The organism is Caldalkalibacillus uzonensis (assembly GCF_030814135.1).
In the GTDB taxonomy this organism is placed as follows: Bacteria; Bacillota; Bacilli; order Caldalkalibacillales; family Caldalkalibacillaceae; genus Caldalkalibacillus; species Caldalkalibacillus uzonensis.
Genome location: NZ_JAUSUQ010000017.1, coordinates 18,203 through 39,493, shown reverse-complemented (window position 1 = coordinate 39,493; position 21,291 = coordinate 18,203). Strand labels below are relative to the sequence as shown.

Genomic DNA, 21,291 nt, shown 5'->3' with positions numbered 1-21,291 from the left:
AATGCCAAATGTGGATGTCAGCAAGAAAATAAAATTAAACTCAAAAATTTGATAAAAAGGATTGAATAATAATGCAATAGAAAGTATAATAATTCACTAACAGCAGAAAAAGAAAAATGGAAATGGGAGTGGAGCAGGTTGAAGGTAGCGGTGATCGGAGGAACGGGTTACGGAGGTGTGGAGCTGATCCGTCTATTGGCCCATCATCCTTATGCCCAACTAACCTCCGTAGTGTCCCATTCACAAAGTGGAAAAGCACTGGCAGAGGTTTATCCCCATTTGCACGGTATCATGGAGCAAACCCTGGATGCCTTTGATGTACAGCAACTGGCTCAGGACCATGACCTGGTTTTTTTGGCTGCCCCTTCGGGAGTGAGCAAGGATATACTGCCACAATTGGTTGAACAAGGTGTGCGTTGTATTGACTTATCCGGAGACTTTCGTTTGAAGGATCCCCGGCTGTATCCGGAGTGGTACAACCACGATCCGGCCCAGGAAACTTACTTGCAAGAAGCAGTGTACGGCCTAAGCGAAATTTACAGGGAAGATATTGCTCAAGCCAAATTCATTGCTAATCCCGGTTGTTATCCGACAGCCACTTTACTTGGATTGATTCCCCTGCTGAAGGAAGGGTGGATTGACCCGCACACGCTGATTATCGATGCCAAATCGGGAGTCTCGGGAGCCGGACGTAAGCAGTCTCTAGGCACTCATTTTTCGGAAACAAATGAAAATCTAAAAGTATATAAGCTGGGAGCTCACCAGCATATTCCCGAGATTGAACAGATTTTATCCAGCGTGGGGCAGAAAGAGGTCAAGATAACCTTTTCCACCCATCTGGTGCCCATGACCCGGGGGATTATGTGCACCATGTATACCCAGTTGCAGGAAGCCAAAGCGACTCAGGACATTATAGATTTGTATCACAGTTTTTACGAGGGGCATGCTTTTGTACGCATCCGCCCGGAAGGGGTGTGGCCAGCGACAAAAGAGGTGTACGGGTCCAATTACTGCGATATCGGTTTTGCCAATGATCAGCGCACAGGCCGATTAATCATTGTCGCTGTGATTGACAATGTGGTCAAAGGGGCAGCGGGTCAGGCCATACAGAACATGAACATCATGAACGCTTGGGATGAAACGGCGGGTCTTAATGTCCTGCCGGTCTATCCATAGGGGAGAGGAAGAGGAGAGAACCATGAGCAAGATCGGAATGATTCAACACATTGAACAAGGCAGTGTCACCCTGCCCAAGGGATTTCATGCCGGTGGCCTTCATTGCGGACTGAAGCGGAAACGGAAAGATTTAGGCTGGCTTTATTCGGAACAGCCGGCTGTGGCAGCGGCAGTATATACGACCAATGCCTATCAAGCAGCACCTTTGCTTGTCACCAAGGACAGCATTGCCGTGGAACAGAAACTGCAAGGGGTGCTGGTTAACTCCGCCTATGCCAATGCCTGCACAGGGCAGCCGGGACTGGATGACGCGTACGACATGCGCCGCCTGATAGCAGAAAAATGGGGTGTGCCCGAACACCTGGTAGCTGTTTCTTCCACAGGGGTTATCGGTGAGCGCATTCCCATGGATAAGCTGAAGGCTGGAATTGCCCAGGCGGTCCAGCCGGAGCATCAAGGTGTAGAACACTTTGAAGAAGCCATTCTGACCACAGATACATGTACAAAGCACTACGCCGTTCAGTTGGAAGTAGACGGACGGGTAGTTACGATTGGCGGGGCGGCCAAAGGGTCGGGCATGATTCACCCTAACATGGCCACCATGCTAGCCTTTATCACAACGGATGCCTGTGTGGAACAGACTTACTTATTACAGGCTTTGCGTGAAGTGACTGATCAGAGTTTTAACATGATCACCGTGGATGGAGACACCAGCACCAATGATATGGTGTTGGTCTTGGCCAACGGGCAAGCGATTCACCACCCCCTTTCACCCCCCCATCCGGACTGGGATCTATTTAAAACCGGCCTGGCGGTGGTTTCGCGGGAGTTGGCTAAACAAATTGCCCGGGACGGGGAAGGGGCGACCCGCTTAATTGAAGTGCAGGTGAAGGGAGCGCCCAGCGAGCAGGTGGCCAAAGCGGTGGGCAAAGCGATTATTGGTTCCAATTTGGTTAAAACGGCTGTGTACGGGAAAGATCCCAACTGGGGCCGGATTGTATGTGCGATCGGTTACAGTGGCCAAGTGTTTAATCCTGAGCAGGTACAAGTGAAGATTGGGCCGGTGACCGTAGTCGACCAAGGGTTGCCGGTACCGTTCAATGAAGCTGAAGCCAGTGCTGCCCTGGGAGAAGAGACAGTCACCATCGAGGTGAATCTGAACCAGGGAGATGGAAAAGCGACGGCTTGGGGCTGTGACTTGACTTACGATTATATCAAAATTAATGCTTTGTACCGAACGTAGGTGTGGAGAGGAGCAGAGGACGTGCAATATGTGGTGATTAAGTGCGGTGGAAGTGTGTTTGAAACATTGCCTGATTCGTTTTTTAAACAGATAGCCAATCTGCAAAAAGGCGGCTCGTGGCGGCCGGTGATTGTCCATGGCGGAGGACCGGCCATTTCCTCTTTGCTGAAAGTGCTAAACATTCCTTCCTCTTTTGTTAATGGTTTACGTGTAACCACGCCCAAAGTGCTGAACACGGTGGAAATGGTGCTGAGCGGTAAACTGAACAAGCAGGTGGTACGAAAATTGAAACAGGCCGGTGCTGCCGCCATTGGGTTAAGTGGAGTGGATGGTGATCTGCTTGAGGCAGAACCAGTGGCGGAACACAAGAAGCTGGGCTTGGTGGGGCAGATCAAACAAGTCAATGCTGACTTGTTGCACAGCCTGATGGAACAGGGCTTGATTCCTGTCATTTCACCGATCAGCATCGATCAACAGGGCCAGCATTACAATGTTAATGCGGACATAGCTGCGGCGGCGGTGGCCGCAACACTGAAGGCGGCTTTGTGCTTTGTCAGCGATATCCCGGGGATTTATGTTGGAGAGGGAGAAGGCAGCCACGTCCTAGAAACGGCGACAAAAGCACAGCTTGAACAACTGATCGAGGAGCAGGTGATCACCGGTGGGATGGTGCCCAAGGTCCAAGCAGCTCTCTCTGCCCTCTCCCAACACGTTCCGGAAGTGGTGATACTGAACGGCAAAGATGAGCGTGCTTTGCTAGATTTTTGCCAGGGTCAGTCCGTGGGAACCAAAATTGTGATGGAAGGAGCAGTGGTCCATGGTTAAGCCAGCAAATACAGCCCATGATTCAGCTCAGTCGGGGCAGCGGGACGTGCAAAGGCCCTTGATGCAGGTTTATCAGCGCTTTCCACTTAGCATTGTCAGGGGAGAAGGCTCCTATGTGTGGGATGAGCAAGGGGAGCGCTATTTGGACTTTACTTCCGGTTTAGCAGTTTGTAATTTGGGCCATGTTCCGCCAGTGATCAAAGAGGCGGTACAAAATCAATTGGACATGTTGTGGCATTGTTCCAATTTATATCATATTCCCGTGCAAGAACAACTGGCCCAAGCTTTGGCGGATTACAGTTGTGCGGACCAGGTTTTTTTCTGCAACAGCGGAGCAGAGGCAAACGAGGCGGCTATTAAGCTGGCACGCAAGTATGCAAAACAGGTCAAGAAGACTGAAAAATACGAGATTGTGACCTTCAAACAATCGTTTCATGGACGTACATTGGCCACCTTAACAGCAACAGGCCAGGAGAAGGTCCAACAGGACTTTGATCCCCTGCCAGCGGGGTTTCGTTATCTTCCTTACAATGATCTTAATGCCCTGGAAGAAGTGGCTGGTGAGCACACCTGTGCCGTCCTGCTGGAACTGGTGCAAGGGGAAGGAGGCGTTGTTCCGGCCAATCCGGAATGGGTTCAGGCCTTAGCGCATTTGTGTCAGGAACACCAGTTGTTGTTCATGGTGGATGAAGTGCAGACCGGCATGGGGCGCACCGGCACTTTGTTTGCCTATGAACAATACGGGATTGAGCCGGACGTGATTACGCTGGCTAAAGGGCTGGGCTCCGGTTTTCCCATTGGTGCTTTGTTGGCCAAAGCCCATGTGGCCCAAGCTTTTACTCCGGGAAGCCACGGCAGCACTTTTGGGGGCAATCCATTGGCTGCCAGTGCAGGGCTTGCCACGTTGACCGAAATGCTCAAGCCTTCTTTCTTGCCCGGTGTACAGGAGTTGGCACAGTATTTAAGTGACGGTTTAACGGTGTTGGCCAAATCGAAGCCAGCGATTAAAGAAGTACGGGGCAAAGGGCTGTTGCAAGGAATTTTAGTGGCAGAAGGACAAGCCAAGGCTGTGGTGGATGCTGCCCGCGACAAAAAGGTCCTACTGCTTTTGGCCGGGCCGGATGTGGTACGGATTTTGCCGCCGTTAACCACATCAACAGCAGAAATAGATCACATGTTAAATGTATTAGAGGAATGTGTGTAGGACACTGAGGCCGTTGACTCTTGTGAGGTCAACGGCTTCATTCATTTAGTGGAAAAAAGTTTACCATACTTATGATTGACATTTGTATTCATATGCGATATATTTCTGATAAATCAGAATTAATGAGGTGTGTAATATGCCCATTCCTAAAGATTATCGCTCCCCAATTCAGATGACAGCCAAGGAGAAAGCATTTAATCAATTGCAGCGCTGGATCATCGACGGAACACTCGAACCTGGAGAGAAACTGTATGATGCAGAAATAGCTGAGGCTTTAGGAATCAGCCGCACTCCAGTCAGGGAAGCACTACAGCTCCTAGAAGCTCAGGGATTTGTCAAGATGCACAGAGGACGGGAAACAAAGGTTACAGAAGTATCGAAAGAAGATGTTCTTAAAATTTATCCCCCTTTGGCAACCCTTCAAGCTTTAGCTGCAGAGGAAGCCGTTAATGTGATCCAAGAAAAGCAGATTGAAGAATTAAAGGACTTAAATAAATTGTACGAACAGGCTATTCACAGTGGGCAGCCATATCAAGCGATGGAAATAGACGAGGCCTTTCATCACCTCATTGTAGATACAGCAGATAATCCTTATATCTCCGATTTCATAGCTATCCTGCAGTTGCACAGCCGACGCTTTAAATATATTTTTTTAAAACAACCGTCAGCCTCAACCTCAAGCTCGATAAAAGAGCACGAACTGATAATCGGTGCGCTAGAGGAAAGAGATAAGGAGAAGGCTGCCTTGGCCATGAGACAAAATTGGCTCCGGCCGATGAATGAAGTGTACCGCTTGGTTTCGTCCTGACCTTGGGACTTGTCTCATTTTGGGTAGAAGATAAAAGGGAGTTGATCACTTGAAAACGGAGACTCAATCTTACTGGAAAATTTATCTCTTAATGCTATTCGTACCTCTGTTTTGGGGAGGCACTTTTCCAGCTGCTCAACACGTGATTACCGAAATTCCTCCCATTACAGCGGCTGCCATCCGTTTCGGTACAGCAGGGCTTATTTTGTTATTCATCAGTTTGTACAGATCAGAATGGAACTTCAAAGAGATTAAACAGCGATGGGCAGGGTTGTTGCTCATGGCCCTTACCGGTATTTTTGCTTACAATACATTTTTCTTTTTTGCACTAAACTATACATCTGCTATTAATGGTTCGTTGATTATGGCTACCACCCCTGTGTTTATGACCTTGGGTGCAGTCCTGTTTTTAAAAGAACCATGGCATCTGCGTCTGGGTATAGGGCTACTGTTATCGTTGACAGGGGTCCTTCTGGTGGTGACACAAGGTTCACAGCGCACGTTGCTCTCCCTTTCGTTCAATGTTGGTGATCTGCTGTTTATCATGGCTTTGGTAAGCTGGGTTGTCCATGGTTTGATTGGAAAAGTGGTGATGAGGGGTACCCCGCCCTTATTAACAACGACTTTTACCACCATCGTGGGCTCTGTCGGCTTGTTCATATGGTCGGTGTTTGAAGGTGGATGGAAAAGTGTTCCGCTGATGTCCGTTCAGGCTTGGCTGGAAATGATGTATATGATTATATTTGCCACGGTTGCAGCCTTTTTTCTCTGGAATAAAGGAGTACATGACATAGGGGCAAGTCAAGCGAGCATGTTTATGAATCTGGTACCCATTAATGCATCATGGATTGCAGTTGCACTTTACGGTTCAACAATTACCTGGAAGCAGATGATAGGAATGCTGATGGTCATTACCAGCGTATTTTTGGTTGCTGTAAGTACAAATATACACAGCCCGGAGAAAGAACCTAAAAAGCTTACATCGGCGTAGTCCCAAAACAGCGTTATTAATAGTTGTTGGGGCAAGCGTGAATAACAAAAGCCACTCCCGTCACGGGGTGGCTTGTTATGCTGATTAAGACCTTGATTATTTCGCCCGATGAGAGTCTATTACCAGATAAGGTGTGTTATAGGACAGGAGAGCAAAATGCCAACTGTATTAGTACAAAGATTAAAATTATTTAATACAGTTTTATTTTTCAATATAATCGATCTTTGGTATAATCATAATCAAACAGCACAGAACCGGAATTAATGGGCAATCTGTACTACTTGTTCTGTAGTGAAAACTAATACAGTTGTCAGTTCAAATCAAACAAAGGAAGGGGAAGGCAGGATGAAAACTGAAATCACTTTCAAGATTGGTGGACAGCAAGGGGAAGGGATTGACAGCACGGGAGAAGTTTTGGCGGTTACACTCATGCAACAGGGCTATCAAATCGCCTCCTACAAGCATTTTGCATCCAGAATAAAAGGAGGACATACCTATTATCACATTAGGGCCAGCTGTGACAAAGTATATTATTGGGGTGATACAACAGACATATTAGTCGCCTTGGACCAGGAATCATACGAGCATAATATCTCCGCTATGTCAGCTGGTGGTTACGTTTTAATGGCAACCAACCAAGAGGAGAAGGTGGCAGAGGCAGACGGTTGCACTGTGCTTTATGTTAACTTTACGCGCCTGGCTGAGGAGCTGGGTAACAAAATTATTCGCAACATGGTTGCCCTGGGTGCCGCTGCTTACTTGATGGGCCTGCACTATGAGCTTTTTAAACCTTTGGTGGAGAAGAAGTTTTTGCGCAAAGGGCAGGCGTTGGTAGACTTGAATATTAGCGCCTTGAAAGCGGGCTATGAACACGTGCAGCAATTGGGACTTAGCCCCTTTCAACTTGCCCCGGTCCAGTCCCAAGATCAGGCCCTGCTTTCAGGAAACGAAGCTTTTGCTTTTGGTGCCATTGCTGCCGGATGTCGCTTTCTCTCCGCCTATCCCATCACACCGGCTTCAGAAATAATGGAGTATATGAAAAGCCATTTGCCCAAAGTGGGCGGCGTGGCGGTTCAGGCCGAAGATGAACTGGCTGGAATTTTGATGGCCATAGGTGCCGGATATGCCGGTGTGCGGGCCTTAACCAGTACTTCAGGACCTGGCTTTTCCCTGAAAACTGAAGCTATCGGCCTGGCTGGCATATCAGAGACACCAGTTGTCATTGTTAACTCCCAGCGGGGAGGCCCGGGAACAGGATTGCCGACCAAATATGAACAGGGTGACCTGAATACCATGCTTTATGCGGGGCACGGGGATATTCCGCGCATTGTCCTGGCTCCCAGTACAGTGGAAGAATGCCTGACCATGGCTTCTCTCGCCTTTAATTTGGCTGAACGCTACCAGTGTCCGGTGATCGTTGCTTTAGATCTGGTTTTGTCCCTCAACAAACAAACCTGTCCGGATTTCAGAGCCGAACACTTTGAGCCGATTGACAGGGGCAAATTGTTGAGCGAGGCAGAATTGGAAGCGCTGGGTGAGTTTCATTTCAAACGTTACCGCCTGACTGAAGACGGAATCTCGCCCCGGGCCATTCCTGGACAGCGGGGTGGTGTTCACCCGGCCAATTCCAATGAACACAGTGAGACGGGGCATATTACTGAACTGCCTGAAATGCGGCAGGCCATGATGAACAAACGCCTGGGCAAGTTAACCCAGTTTAAGATGAGAGGCTATGAATTCATAGGTGGGGAGGAAAGGAGTGTCCAGACTTTATTTGTGGGTTTTGGTTCAACCCGAGGTGTGCTGACAGAAGTGGTAAAGGATCTTCAAGATCAGGGTGAAGATGCAGGTTTGGCCCACATCAAAGTGCTGTATCCTTTCCAAGCAGAAGGTTTGTCTGAACTGGCCCGCCAAGCTGAAAAAATCGTGGTGGTGGAAAATAACTGGAGTGGACAACTGGCTGGTCTGCTGGCTAAAGAATTGCAGATCGGTCACAAAATCCACAAAATCTGTAAAGCTGACGGTGATCCTTTTACTAAAGCAGACATTATGCAGCATTATCATCAGCTGGTGAAGGAGGTTGTTTAATCATGGCCAAGTTAAAGGAATTCAAAGGAGATACACCTACATGGTGTCCAGGCTGCGGACATTATTCTGTCATGGCTGGCATACAGCGTGCCTGTTTGGGTTTGGGGCTTGAGCCTCATCAAGTGGCGGTTATCACGGGAATCGGCTGTTCAGGGAAAGTATCCGAATACATGCGTTGTTACGGTTTTCACACTTTACATGGGCGTTCCTTACCGGTGGCTCAAGCCGTAAAACTGGTGAATCGGAATCTGAAGGTGATTGCGGCAGGCGGAGATGGGGATGGATATGGCATTGGTGCCGGACACTTTGTCCACGCAGCCCGCCGCAACGTGGACATCACCTACGTGGTGATGGATAATCAAATTTATGGACTGACCAAAGGACAAACCTCGCCTACCAGCCGCCAAGGTTTTGTGACCAAAACATCTCCGGAAGGAGCGGGAGAGCGTGAGGTGAAACCCTTAGAACTGGCTTTAGGTGCAGGGGCCAGTTTCGTCGCTCAGGCATTTGCAGGGGATATTAAACGGCTGACTGAATTGATCCAGCAGGGTATGGAGCACGAAGGCTTTGCTTTGATCAACGTTTTTAGCCCCTGCGTCACGTACAACAAGGTGAATACCTATGATTACTTCAAAGAACATTTGCTTGATCTGAAGCAAATGGAGGATTATGATCCACATGATCTGGCCCAAGCTTATGCCACTGTCCTGGAGCGTCAAGGGTTGGTACAGGGCATTATCTACAAAGAGGACCGGCCAGCATACCATACTTTTTTGACTGATTACCCTGACCAGCCTATTGCTGAACAAAATTTGGTCAGAGATGATGCACGTTTGCAGCAGTTATGGTCTGAATTTAAATAACAGCTTGGCCATTTTGGTTACATTTCATGTGGTCCTTGACTTCAATAGCTTGTTTCCAGACAGCAGCTTCTGACGTTATAGTTAGAAGCTGTTTTTTTCATATTTATGTTGACATTCTTTACATCTACATTTATACTTCATTACATAAATAATTAACCACTTATGTAAGGGTGTCTAATATGAAGCCAACATTGGATGAAAACAAACCGATTTTTGTTCAAATCGCAGAGAACATTGAAGACGAGATTATCAAAGGCAATTTTAAAGAAGGTGAGCAAGTACCTTCCACCAACCAGTTTGCTGCTTTTTATCACATTAATCCGGCCACAGCGGCCAAAGGCATTAATAGGCTCGTAGATGAAGGAATATTGTTTAAGAAGAGGGGAATTGGCATGTTTGTTGCAGAGGGAGCCAGGGTCAAGCTCATTCGTAAGCGGAAACAGGAGTTTTTTGATGAATACGTTTTGCCAATGCTGCAGGAGGCGAAAAAACTGGACATTGGTGTGGAGGAACTGATCTCCATGATTAAAGGGGAGTCACGCACAGAGCAGAAGGGAGCAACGGAAGATGACGGGCAAAATTGAACTGCAGAATTTAACTAAAGCCTATGGGAAGAAAATAGCGCTGCAGGGCATTGCGGCCACCCTTGAGCCGGGGAAAATATACGGACTATTGGGGCGTAACGGGGCAGGCAAGACCACTTTGCTTCACCTTATTAATGCCCATCTTTTTCCCACCAGTGGTAAGGTGTTGATCGACGGAGAAGAACCCTTTGAAAATTCCCAGGTTTTACGCAAGTTATGTTTTATCCGGGAAAGCGGTAATTTTAAGAAAAATTTAAAAGTGCGCGACATTATTGGACTGGCCGCTTTGACTTACCCTGGGTGGGACCCGCACTTTGCCGGGGAACTGGTCCATCAGTTCGAGCTTGATGAGAACAAGAAAGTAAAAGCTTTGTCCAAAGGAATGGAGTCCGCTTTAGGAGTGATTGTCGGTCTGGCCAGCCGGGCGCCTGTCACCATTTTTGATGAACCTTATATCGGCATGGATGTGGTTCACCGGCAGCAGTTTTATGATTTGTTGTTAGAAGACTATACCCGGCATCCCCGCACCATTATTTTATCGACCCACTTGATTGATGAAGTGAGCAAAGTGTTTGAGGGCATTCTTATTCTTGATCAGGGAGAAGTTTTACTTCACGAGGAGACGGAGGCGCTCCGGGAAAGGGCCTTTTATTTCAGTGGGGAGAGAGAGACAGTGGATGAGTTAACGCAAGGCTTGCAGATCATTTGCTCAGAAGCGTTTGGAAGTACCAAACAAGTAGCTGTTTTTGGAGATGTACCAGATGAAATCACCCGCAAGGCAAGGCACGCTGCGGTTAAGATTGACTCCGTGCCCATTCAAAAACTGATGATTTATTTAACAACCCGCCAGGAGAGGGGAGAGCAGGAGCATGCCTAACCTTAAACCGGTACTTAAACTTTATATGCTGGATATTAAGCATAGCTATGTGATATTTTGGAGCATTTTGTGCGCTGTGTCAGTGCTGAGTTTTGTGCTGGCTGTTAGCATGCCAGACATCACTTTTGGAGTTTCCAGCAACTTTGCTGTCTATATTTACCTCAGTATCAGCGGGTTTTTGATGGTTAAGGAAACATTGCCTTATATCTTAGGGATGAATATCACCAGATACCATTACTACTGGGGCATCGTTGTGGGCAGCTTAGGGCTGGTGGTGTTGTCTGCCATTTCCCTTAGCGCGTATGTTTGGTTTTTTGGCTTGTTGGCCCGTTGGTTTGACCTGTCTGACCGGTTTAATGTGACCTTTATAATGTCTAATGCCTTTATGGATAATGAAATGCTCACCATGTTCAGTTTGGATCTGGTCATTGGCCTGTTTCTTTTCAGCCTGTTTGGCTTGGCTGGTGCAGCCTATTACCGTTTCGGCTGGATTCCCCTGATGACTGCTGTGGTTGTTTGGATGGCCGTGATCATGACACCTTTTTTGCGTGCCCCATTGATCCGTTTGTTTGAATGGGTATTCGTCGATCCTGTTTCCCATATCAGTATGCTCTGTCTGTCCCTGAGTGTCTTCTTTTTTGGCACTCTGTGGCTGGTCATCAGGCGGGCGACCATCCATCCAGCCAACAGGCAATAAAACCACAGCACGAGAGGAAAATCATTCCGCAGACGGAGGCTTGGGAAAATAAAAGGCATTACAATGAAAAAGAACATCGCAACCCTTAAATCATGCTGGAAAAGGAGCAGTGACATGAACTGGTTGTCTGTTTTAATCAAGCGCAAAATCATTGTTGGATTGTTTCTGGCGCTGATTTTAGTTGTTGGCGGCTATGCCGTCACCAAGCTGAACGTGGAACTGATGCCGGATGTGACCTTTGATGCTGCTATTGTCAACGTCTATGCGGGAGAAAAACCTGTGTTGGACATGGAAGAACAGATTACCAATCCCCTTGAAGAGCAGATTGCCTCGCTCCAACATGTTGATTCGTTTACCTCCACCACTTCCATTGGCCAAACGTCCATCACGGTGATGTTTGAAGAGGGCAAAGGAGATGAGGCATTTCCGGAACTGGAGGCAGTGGTCAACCGGCTCAAGGGAGAAGTGCCTGATGTTGATGAAGTGTATGCTTTTCAGTTTTCAATGAACTCCCCTTTTGATTACTTTCTTGATCTTTACGGGGGATCATTGGATGAAATGACCGTCTTTGCTCATGATGTGCTGAAACCCAGACTGGAAGCCCTTCCTGAAGTACGGGAAGTACAACTATTAGGAACTGTTCAGGAAGAGATCGTCATTACTCTGCATGAACAACGGATGAGAGATTATCAAGTGGATGCCCAGCAAATCATCCAACTCATTCCGCAGGAAGACCAAAACGTTTCTCTAGGTGAGATTGACAAGGACGGACAACAGGTAACCCTGCGCTGGGATACTAAGCTAAAAACCATTGAAGATCTGAAAAAACTGCCTGTGCCCACAGCAGAAGGCATCATTGAACTGGACGACATGGCTGACATCAAGATAGAACAACCTGAAGTCATAGCAGCAGCATGGAAAAACGGCGATCCCAACTATATTTCAGTACAAGTGGGCCGTTCTACACAGGCAACAGATATTGACTTGTCCGAAGCGGTGCGGGCTGAAGTGCAGAAGATGAAAGAAGAAGGGTTAATCAATGGCTTCCAACTGGAGGAACTGGCCTCCAAAGGAGAGTTTATCCGCTCTTCCATTGAAGATGTAACCCGCAACGTATTAATCGGCGGTGTATTGGCTATTGCCATCGTTCTGCTCTTTTTGCGTCATGTGAGGACCACCCTGATTATCGGTATTGCCATTCCCAGCTCCATCTTATTAACCTTCGCTTCCATGTGGTTCCTTGATTACAGCATCAATATGCTGACCTTGATCGGCCTGGGGCTTGGGATCGGGATGATGGTGGATGCGGCCATTGTGATTTTGGAGTCTATTTACCGGAAACTGCAGGAAGGATTCCCGCGCTTACAAGCAGTGGTAGAAGGAACAAAAGAAGTGGCTACAGCCGTCTTGGCTTCCATGTTGACCACCGTTGTTGTCTTTGTTCCCATCGGGATTATGAGCGGTGAACTTGGCAAAATTATTGTCATTCTGTCTGTGGTAATTGTCGTTACCTTGTTGAGTTCTGTCTTAATTTCGTTTACGGTTATCCCGGTACTGGCTCATCAGTGGATTAAACTGAAAAAGAACAGCACCCATTCCCGCGAGTCAAGGCTGTTAAACCGTTACGGGACTTTCATCCACTGGATGGCCCAGAAGAAAAGAAGACGCTGGTCGGTGGTTTGTCTGTTCTTCTTTGTTTTTGTGGGTTCCCTGTTCCTGCTCACTCAAGTTCCTACCACTGTCATGCCTGATGTTTATGACCGGCAGGCAGAGTTGTTGATCACGTTAGAAAGGGGGACCACGCCAGCAGAACAACGGGAAATTGCCGAACAGTTGCATTTAAAGATGCAAAAGATTGATGAAGTGAAAGATTATATGGTTGTTATTTTTAGCAGCGATATGATGTACATGTTTGTTAATATGACACCGGAAGAAGAGGCGGTGAGGGCGCAAGACGAGATCAATCAGGACATTTTGCAAGCCATTGAATCGCTGCAGGAGCAATATCCCATTGAGGCTTCGTCCACGATGGGATTTGCAGGCATGGATGCCTATCCTGTGCAGGTAAAAATTAAGGGGCATGACTTGGACCAATTGCTGGCGCTGTCTGAAAACATCATGAATAAATTGGAACAGATCGAGGGTTTAACAGAAATTCAGCATTCGCTGGGCAAAATGGTTGAAGAGCAACAAATGATGATAGACGAAGAAAAGGTAACCGAGTCAGGACTGCTTCCATCTGCCCTGCGGCAGCAGATCCAGATGGCCATGTCCAAGCAGCCAATTGGCCACATGTATGTGAATGGCACCTACCTGCCGATCATGCTGACCAATGATCAAGACATTAATACAGCACAAGATCTGGAGAAAATGAAGATCATGACCTCTCTAGGCGAGAAGGCAGTGGGAGATTTTATTCAACTGGAACAAATATCTGTTCCGGTTGAAATTGATCACGATAATGGTGACAGAGTCGTCACCGTCTTGGCCAATTATGAAGGAGAGGATCTGGGTTCGATCAACCGTCAGGTGCAAGCGGCCATCCAAGAGCTTGAAAGGCCCACCGGGTATTCAATTGAACTTGGCGGACAGCTGTCACAACAGATGGAGGCTTTTACCGAATTACTGTATATCTTCTTAATTGCCCTGTTTCTGGTGTATCTGGTCATGGCCATTCAGTTTAACAGTTTGATTCATCCTGTAGTGGTCATGTCCATTATTCCGTTGACTTTGACCGGTGTGATCCTGGGCTTGTTTATCACTCAACAAGAGTTAAGCGTCATGTCCGGCATGGGTATCGTCATGCTGGCCGGCATTGTACTGAATAATGCCATTTTGTTGATTGACCGGACCAAGCAGCTTCGCCAGCAGAACATGGAACGGGGTGCTGCTCTGGCCGAAGCGGGCAAAAACAGAATGAGGCCCATCTTCATGACCACGTTAACGACTGTGGCAGGCATGCTCCCCCTGGCTTTGGCTACAGGAAGTTCCAGCGCCTATCAAGCTCCGATGGCCACTGTTGTCATCTCAGGGCTGCTGTTTGCCACTTTGATTACTCTGATCCTCATCCCCGCAGTTTACATGATCGCTGAGGATATCATAGGCTGGCCAAAGCGCTGGCTGGCCAAGAGGCGTACAAGTGGAGAATCGGTTTCATCATAATATGATTAAGATCAAAGGGGCTGTCCATGATGGGCAGCCTTTTAATTATTGGCTATCACCATACGGCTTATGGAATGTTACTCATATGGCCGATCTTGGTAAAAATAATTGGGTTTCAGCATCCTATTTTCATATGTTTGATGAAAAATATGGGTGGTGGCCGGAGAGACGGGAGGAATCAGCCAGGTCCAATCTCCTGTCACTTTGCGCCCCGAGTCTCGTTCCTGTTGTTCAAATTGCTTAAACTGTTCGGCAGCGGTATGATGATCAACAATGCTGACCCCATCCTGTTTGTAGGAATGGAGGACAGCCACATTAAGCTCAACCAGTGCTTTATCCTTCCATAATGAGGCATTGCGGCTGATCTCCAGACCCATACGTTTGGCCACCTCCGGCAGCAAATTGTAGCGGAAGGTATCGGCCAAGTTTCGGGCTCCGATCTCCGTCTCCATGTACCAGCCGTTAAACGGGGATGCGGTGTAATGAATCCCGCCGATCTCCAAGCACATATCCGAGATGATCGGCACCGCGTACCATTTGATGTTCAAGTCTTCAAACCAGTCATATTCAGGATGACGAATAGGTACTTCCAAGACCAGCTCCTCAGGGATCTCAAACCACTGTGGTGGCCGCTGTTGGACCTGGATGACCAGGGGCAGCACATCAAAACGGCTCCCTTTCCCTTTCCAGCCCATCTCTTGACAGGCACGGGTCAGGCTTAAAGAAGCGGGATCTCCAGTCACGCCGTTTTCTGTTTCATAACCGGCGTAGCGGATTAACTGATGGTTCCAGATGCGTACCTGTGGCTCCTGCTTAATCTGAGGCTTAAAAATGGTAATCGCCGGTCTGATTTTCCCCTCATTTGTGGCGTAGGTAATATGGTTCAGTAAAGCCTCGTAAATCCTCTGTTCCGTTGCCAGGTGGCGGGCATCAAAGACATGCAAGCTTCTCCAGAACAGACGCCCGATACAACGGTTGCTGTTGCGCCAGGCTGCCCTTGCGCCACAGGCCAGTTCCTCATACGTGTGTTCATAATAACCATAACGGTTAATCTCACTTTTAATTTCCTTTAATCGTTCTTCGATGATATCAGGCTTATTCAGCTCGTGGTAACAGGCCGTGATAAATTGTTTGGCCTCATGGAATAAAGTCTCTTTCTCTGTCATAGGAGCCCACCTCTGTGTCAAAGCAGTGCTGTATATATTGTAGCCTTCTTTTAAACAAGGTTTACTCTGAGAAGATGAACAAATTGTGAATAGAGGCTAAAAACAAGGTGCGTATTTTTATAAAAGGGATTGAATAATAATTCATATCCAAGTATAATAATTCATAACTTCTTAAAAAGAGAGTAGGAGTGAGAGAGATGCCGGCAGGTTATGTGAAACTGGCAACAGGTGAGATTTTTAAAGGGGAAGTCGTCGGTCAAGAGCAGCCGGCTGTGGGAGAAGTGGTGTTTAATACGAGTATGACCGGTTATCAGGAGATAATGACCGATCCTTCCTATGCCGGGCAAATCGTCACCTTTTGTTACCCGTTGATCGGCAACTACGGCATTCAGCTTGACGATAACGAAAGCAACAGGCCCCAAGTAGCTGGGATTATTACCAGTGAGCTGTGTGACATCCCCAGCCACTACGGTGCTGTTAAAAGCATAGACCAGTTGTTAAAAGAACAAGGACTGACTGCGCTGACTGGTGTGGATACGCGAGCTTTGGTGAAAACGATCCGTAAGTACGGGACAGTACAAGGAGTGATTGCTTGCGGTTCCCCAGATCAGGAAGTCCAGGTAGCGTCACCCCCTCCGTTTTCCTCTTCTTACTGGGTGGACGCTGTATCAACAAAAGAGATGAACACCTATCCCAATTCGGGCCCCCATATCGTAGTGGTGGATTTGGGCATGAAAAAATCAATTCTGGATTGTTTACTGGCAGCCAAATGCCAAGTGACCGTTGTACCCTATTCCACCACGTATGAGCAAATCAAAGCCCTTCATCCGGACGGTGTCGTCTACTCCAATGGACCCGGTGACCCAGTCGCGCTTAAGCCCTGGCTGGAGCATGTCCGGCGCGTCACCACCGCCTATCCCACTTTGGGCATCTGCCTCGGACATCAGGTTATTGCCCTGGCTTATGGGGCCACAACGGCCAAATTAAAATTTGGCCACCGGGGCGGTAATCATCCCGTCAAAGAACTAAGCACTGGCAAAGTGATGATCACGCCTCAAAATCATAGTTATGTGGTGGTGGACGAAAGTGTCGATCCGCAGCAGTTTGAGGTTGCTTATCGTCATGTGAATGACGGTACGGTGGAAGGGCTCGTGCATAAAGAGCTGCCTATCTGTACGGTACAGTTCCATCCGGAAGCCCACCCAGGCCCAAGCGATACGGCTTATATCTTCCACACATTCTTGCAACATATCCAGAAGGGAGGCCGCTCCGCTTATGCCTTTGCGTAAAGACATCAAGAAAGTGCTGGTTATCGGCTCCGGGCCGATCATTATTGGTCAGGCGGCTGAATTTGACTATGCTGGCACGCAGGCCTGCCTGGCCTTAAAAGAAGAAGGGATTGAGGTCGTGCTCATCAATCCCAATCCAGCGACCATCATGACTGATGAACAGATCGCCGATCAGGTCTACCTGGAGCCGTTGACTGTAGAAGCAGTAGAAACCATTATCCAAAAAGAACGGCCAGATGGGATTATCGGCACTTTGGGCGGCCAAACAGGGCTTAACTTAACCATGCAACTGGCTGAACAAGAAATTTTGGCCAGACACGGTGTGGAGGTGTTGGGCACATCGGTGGAAGCCATCCAAAAAGGAGAAGACCGGGAGCAATTCCGGCAATTGATGCTGGCTATTGGAGAGCCCATCCCTGCATCCCAAATTGTGCGCAGTGTAGAGGAAGGTCTGCGCTTTGCCCGGGAGATTGGCTATCCCGTCATTTCCCGCCCTGCTTATACTTTAGGAGGCTCAGGGGGTGGCGTGGCCGAGAACGAACAGGAACTGGAGCGGCTCTTGAAAAAGGGTCTTAAGATGAGCCCTATCCAACAAGTACTGGTCGAGAAAAGTATCAAGGGCTGGAAAGAAATTGAATATGAAATTATGCGGGATGCCAATGATACTTGCATCACCGTGTGTAATATGGAAAACATGGATCCGGTGGGCATCCACACTGGGGATTCCATTGTGGTGGCTCCTTCTCAAACCCTGACTGATAGACAGTATCAATTACTGCGGGAGGCCTCCCTAAAAGTGATCCGGGCTTTGGGGGTCATCGGGGGCTGCAACATCCAATTTGCCTTGGATCCTTATTCCGATCAGTATTACATTATCGAGGTGAATCCGCGGGTCAGCCGTTCATCGGCCTTGGCTTCCAAGGCGACCGGTTATCCTATTGCCCGCATCGCCACCAAATGTGCCATCGGCTATCATCTTGATGAAATAAAGAATCCTATTACCGGCAACACCTATGCCTCCTTTGAGCCGGCCATCGATTATATCGTCCTGAAAATTCCCCGTTTCCCCTTTGACAAGTTTTCTGAAGCGGACCGGACACTGGGTACCCAAATGAAAGCAACGGGAGAAGTGATGGCCATTGACCGCACGTTCGAAGGGGCTCTCAATAAAGCCATCCGTTCCCTTGAAGTCAATACAGCAGGACTGGAATGGCCGGCGTTGAAACGATTAACAGACGAAGCTTTAGAAGAGCATTTGGCCCATGCTACGGACTTGAGACTGTTTGCCCTGGCAGAAGCTTTCCGGCGTGGTTGGACAACACAAGACTTGTATAAACTGACCCAAATCGACCCCTGGTTTTTGGAGAAAATCAAAGGTTTGATAGAATTTGAGGAAAATCTGAAAAGTTACACCTGGGGTACACTGCCCAATGAGCTGCTGACAGAAGCAAAGCAGAAAAACATGGCCGACCGTTATTTGGCGCGTCTCTTTCAAGTATCTGAAAGGGAAATTCGCCAGCGCCGCAAACAGCTTGGTCTGGTTCCCGTTTATAAGCAGGTAGATACCTGTGCCGGGGAATTTGAGGCAGTTACACCTTACTACTATTCAACCTGGCACGGCCAAGTTGATGAGGTGGAAAGTGGCGATGGCAAAAAAATGCTGGTCATTGGCTCTGGACCGATCCGTATCGGGCAGGGGGTGGAGTTTGATTATTGTTCCGTTCATGCCACCATGGCCATCAAGAAGCAAGGCTATGAAGCTATTGTGGTGAACAACAATCCTGAGACGGTTAGCACCGACTATGCTGTCGCCGACAAACTCTATTTTGAACCGCTCACTGTGGAAGATATTCTGCATGTGATTGAGAAAGAGCAAGTGGAAGGGGTTTTTGTCCAGTTTGGCGGCCAGACGGCCATCAAGGTGGCCGAGGCATTGGCAGCTGAAGGCGTTCCGGTACTGGGGACCAGTGTAGAGATGATTGACAAACTGGAAGACCGGGAACATTTCTATCAATTGTTAAACGAACTGAACATTCCCCATATCAAAGGAACAACTGTTCATCATGTGGATCAGTTGCAAGAAGCGGTGAATAGTTTGGGGTTTCCCGTGCTGGTGCGTCCCTCGTATGTGATTGGCGGCCAGTCCATGTTTCTTTTTCACCGTCAGGAAGAAGTGGATGCTTACCTTAAACAAATGGAGCAGGAAGCTGATGAAAGGATCTGGCCTCTGTTAGTTGATGCTTACTTGCCCGGGCTGGAATGTGAAATGGATATCATCAGCGATGGGCAAACGGTGGTCATTCCTGGTATCTTTGAGCATGTGGAACGGGCTGGTGTCCATTCCGGAGACAGTTTAGCGGTGTTTCCGCCACCTAACCTGACAGACAAGGTGAAGGAAACTTTGGTTGATTATGCAGAGCGGATTGCCACCCGGGCGCCTGTGATTGGCATGATGAATATCCAGTTTGTCGTAGATGGAGAACAGGTGTATGTGCTGGAAGTGAACCCCCGGGCCTCGCGTACGGTGCCTATTATGAGTAAGGTGACGGGGGTGCCGATGATTGAGTGGGCCACCCGGGTGCAATTAGGAGAGCGGCTGGAAGCGATCGCGCAGCAGACAGGATTGTTGCCAGCACCGGCGTTTTATACGGTAAAAGCGCCTGTCTTCTCTACAGGCAAGCTGAAGGATGTGGACCCTGCTTTGGGACCGGAGATGAAATCAACTGGTGAGATTCTGGGCTTGGGGCTTAGTGTGGCAGAAGCGGCCAGGAAAGCCATGCCCGAGGAATATGCCTTTTTGGCTCAAGCGTTTGAGCCTGATCCGGAAGCCGGACATAAAGCGGAACAAAAGCAGCAGCCTGCCTTGTTATGTGCGATTAGCGACCGGGACAAAGCGGCCGTTTTCCCGCTGATTCAGCGTCTGAGCAAAGTTGGTATCCGCTTGCTGGCCACCAGTGGGACGGCGCACTTCTTACAGTCCAGAGGGTTACCGGTAGAAACGATTGACCATGACCTGGAGCAAGTGGAAGCGATGATGAAAAACGGGGAGATTGGTGCCCTGTTCAACTCTCCCAACCAGGGTCGCGTACTAGGCACCTTTGGCTTTGCTTTGCGCCAGCTGGCTTTGGTGTATCAGCTGCCTTGCTTCACTTGTCCTGACACGCTCAAGTTGCTGTTAGACAGTCTGAAGGGATCCGCCCATGATGTGCGGTCGTTAAGTGAGTATAAGAGTCTTGTAACGGAAAGGGTGCTATCCTCATGACACATCCTGGATCAGAAACAGGGGCCTTACCGGCGGCCCCCGCTGCCTCCCTGGAGTCGTGCCAGGTACAACGGGAATTGAAGGGGAAAGATTTTTTAACACTGTCAGATTTCAGCCCGGAAGAGATTCACTGGCTGCTGCAACATGCTTTGGATTTGAAACGGATGCAGCAAGAGGGCACCCCCCATCCTTACCTGCAAGGTAAAGTGCTGGGCATGATTTTTGAAAAGCCATCTACCCGCACACGGGTCTCCTTTGAGGTGGGCATGATCCAGCTTGGCGGGCAAGCCATTTTTTTGGGTAAGCAAGATATTCAGCTTTCCCGCGGTGAAAGCATGGCTGATACGGCTAAGGTTTTGTCCCGGTATGTGGATGGGGTGATGATCCGTACCTTCAGTCATGAAGGGTTAGAAGCGTTTGCCCAAGCTGCTACGGTGCCCGTGATCAATGGCTTGACCGATACCCACCATCCTGCCCAAGTGATGGCTGATTTGTTAACAATCTTGGAACATAAAGGCCGTTTGCAAGGTTTGAAACTGGCATATGTGGGAGACGGTAACAATATGGCCCACTCTCTGTTAGAAGGCGCAGTTAAAGTAGGTATGCATATCGCCTTGGCTACGCCGCAAGGTTATGAACCTGATCCGAACATTGTGGAGGGAGCAATACAAGCGGCCAAAGCAACAGGCAGCCAGGTGCTGATCACCCATGATCCGCTCCAAGCTGTACATGAGGCTGACGTTGTTGTTACTGATGTGTGGGCCAGCATGGGGCAGGAAGCGGAACAAGCCCAGCGTGAATCAGTTTTTCAACCTTATCAGGTCAATACTGAATTATGTCAGCATGCCAAACCGGATTATATTTTCCTGCATTGTCTGCCAGCCCATCGGGGAGAAGAAGTCACGGCTGAAATTATCGACGGATCCCATTCCGTGGTGTTTGACGAAGCGGAAAACCGCTTGCACGCCCAAAAAGCACTGCTCTCTGCTCTACTGGGATAAAAAAATTTATTTTTATAATGCAACATGAATAAAAATACGATATAATAACTAAAGA

16 protein-coding genes are annotated in these 21,291 nt (G+C 48.4%); 15 read left to right on the top strand and 1 reads right to left on the bottom strand.

Going from position 1 to position 21,291, the window contains the following annotated elements:
- Positions 1–138: 138 nt before the first annotated feature.
- The 12 genes from argC to J2S00_RS17250 all read left to right on the top strand — a co-directional run bounded on the left by argC (position 139) and on the right by J2S00_RS17250 (position 14,518).
- Positions 139–1,176 (top strand): N-acetyl-gamma-glutamyl-phosphate reductase, encoded by a 1,038-nt coding sequence (gene argC / locus J2S00_RS17305; protein ID WP_307342802.1) that lies wholly within the window; start codon positions 139–141, stop codon positions 1,174–1,176.
- Between the two features lie 22 nt (positions 1,177–1,198).
- Complete coding sequence (gene argJ, locus J2S00_RS17300; RefSeq protein WP_307342799.1) at positions 1,199–2,419, top strand: bifunctional ornithine acetyltransferase/N-acetylglutamate synthase; 1,221 nt, start codon at positions 1,199–1,201, stop codon at positions 2,417–2,419.
- Between the two features lie 21 nt (positions 2,420–2,440).
- Entirely contained in the window at positions 2,441–3,244 is an 804-nt protein-coding gene (argB, locus tag J2S00_RS17295) for an acetylglutamate kinase (protein ID WP_307342796.1), read from the top strand.
- The gene (gene argD, locus J2S00_RS17290) at positions 3,237–4,448 is read left to right on the top strand and encodes an acetylornithine transaminase (RefSeq protein ID WP_307342793.1); all 1,212 of its coding nucleotides are present in this window, start codon (positions 3,237–3,239) and stop codon (positions 4,446–4,448) included. The genes argB and argD overlap by 8 nt, the downstream gene beginning before the upstream one ends.
- A gap of 136 nt (positions 4,449–4,584) precedes the next feature.
- Entirely contained in the window at positions 4,585–5,256 is a 672-nt protein-coding gene (locus J2S00_RS17285; protein WP_307342789.1) for a GntR family transcriptional regulator, read from the top strand.
- Positions 5,257–5,305: 49 nt separating this feature from the next.
- Entirely contained in the window at positions 5,306–6,247 is a 942-nt protein-coding gene (locus J2S00_RS17280) for a DMT family transporter (RefSeq protein WP_307342785.1), read from the top strand.
- A gap of 345 nt (positions 6,248–6,592) precedes the next feature.
- The gene (locus J2S00_RS17275) at positions 6,593–8,335 is read left to right on the top strand and encodes a 2-oxoacid:acceptor oxidoreductase subunit alpha (RefSeq protein ID WP_307342780.1); all 1,743 of its coding nucleotides are present in this window, start codon (positions 6,593–6,595) and stop codon (positions 8,333–8,335) included.
- A gap of 2 nt (positions 8,336–8,337) precedes the next feature.
- Complete coding sequence (locus J2S00_RS17270; RefSeq protein ID WP_307342777.1) at positions 8,338–9,198, top strand: 2-oxoacid:ferredoxin oxidoreductase subunit beta; 861 nt, start codon at positions 8,338–8,340, stop codon at positions 9,196–9,198.
- Positions 9,199–9,377: 179 nt separating this feature from the next.
- Positions 9,378–9,782, top strand: a complete 405-nt coding sequence (locus J2S00_RS17265; RefSeq protein WP_307342774.1) for a GntR family transcriptional regulator — start codon at positions 9,378–9,380, stop codon at positions 9,780–9,782.
- Positions 9,766–10,659 (top strand): ABC transporter ATP-binding protein, encoded by an 894-nt coding sequence (locus J2S00_RS17260; RefSeq protein ID WP_307342770.1) that lies wholly within the window; start codon positions 9,766–9,768, stop codon positions 10,657–10,659. Before J2S00_RS17265 ends, J2S00_RS17260 begins: the two co-directional genes overlap by 17 nt.
- Positions 10,652–11,356: a hypothetical protein gene (locus tag J2S00_RS17255; RefSeq protein WP_307342767.1), complete on the top strand. Its 705-nt coding sequence runs from the start codon at positions 10,652–10,654 to the stop codon at positions 11,354–11,356. The genes J2S00_RS17260 and J2S00_RS17255 overlap by 8 nt, the downstream gene beginning before the upstream one ends.
- Positions 11,357–11,470: 114 nt before the next feature.
- Positions 11,471–14,518: an efflux RND transporter permease subunit gene (locus J2S00_RS17250; RefSeq protein WP_307342764.1), complete on the top strand. Its 3,048-nt coding sequence runs from the start codon at positions 11,471–11,473 to the stop codon at positions 14,516–14,518.
- Positions 14,519–14,595: 77 nt separating this feature from the next.
- Here the strand turns inward: J2S00_RS17250 and J2S00_RS17245 are convergent, their stop codons facing one another.
- Positions 14,596–15,684 (bottom strand): nitric oxide synthase oxygenase, encoded by a 1,089-nt coding sequence (locus J2S00_RS17245; protein ID WP_307342761.1) that lies wholly within the window; start codon positions 15,682–15,684, stop codon positions 14,596–14,598.
- Between the two features lie 197 nt (positions 15,685–15,881).
- Between J2S00_RS17245 and J2S00_RS17240 the strand changes: the two genes are divergently transcribed.
- From J2S00_RS17240 to argF, 3 genes are read left to right on the top strand one after another with little or no spacing between them, the layout of a single operon-like run.
- The gene (locus tag J2S00_RS17240; RefSeq protein ID WP_307342758.1) at positions 15,882–16,973 is read left to right on the top strand and encodes a carbamoyl phosphate synthase small subunit; all 1,092 of its coding nucleotides are present in this window, start codon (positions 15,882–15,884) and stop codon (positions 16,971–16,973) included.
- Positions 16,960–20,235 (top strand): carbamoyl-phosphate synthase (glutamine-hydrolyzing) large subunit, encoded by a 3,276-nt coding sequence (gene carB / locus J2S00_RS17235; RefSeq protein WP_307342755.1) that lies wholly within the window; start codon positions 16,960–16,962, stop codon positions 20,233–20,235. The genes J2S00_RS17240 and carB overlap by 14 nt, the downstream gene beginning before the upstream one ends.
- Entirely contained in the window at positions 20,232–21,236 is a 1,005-nt protein-coding gene (argF, locus tag J2S00_RS17230; protein ID WP_307342752.1) for an ornithine carbamoyltransferase, read from the top strand. Before carB ends, argF begins: the two co-directional genes overlap by 4 nt.
- The last annotated feature ends 55 nt before the right edge of the window (positions 21,237–21,291 follow it).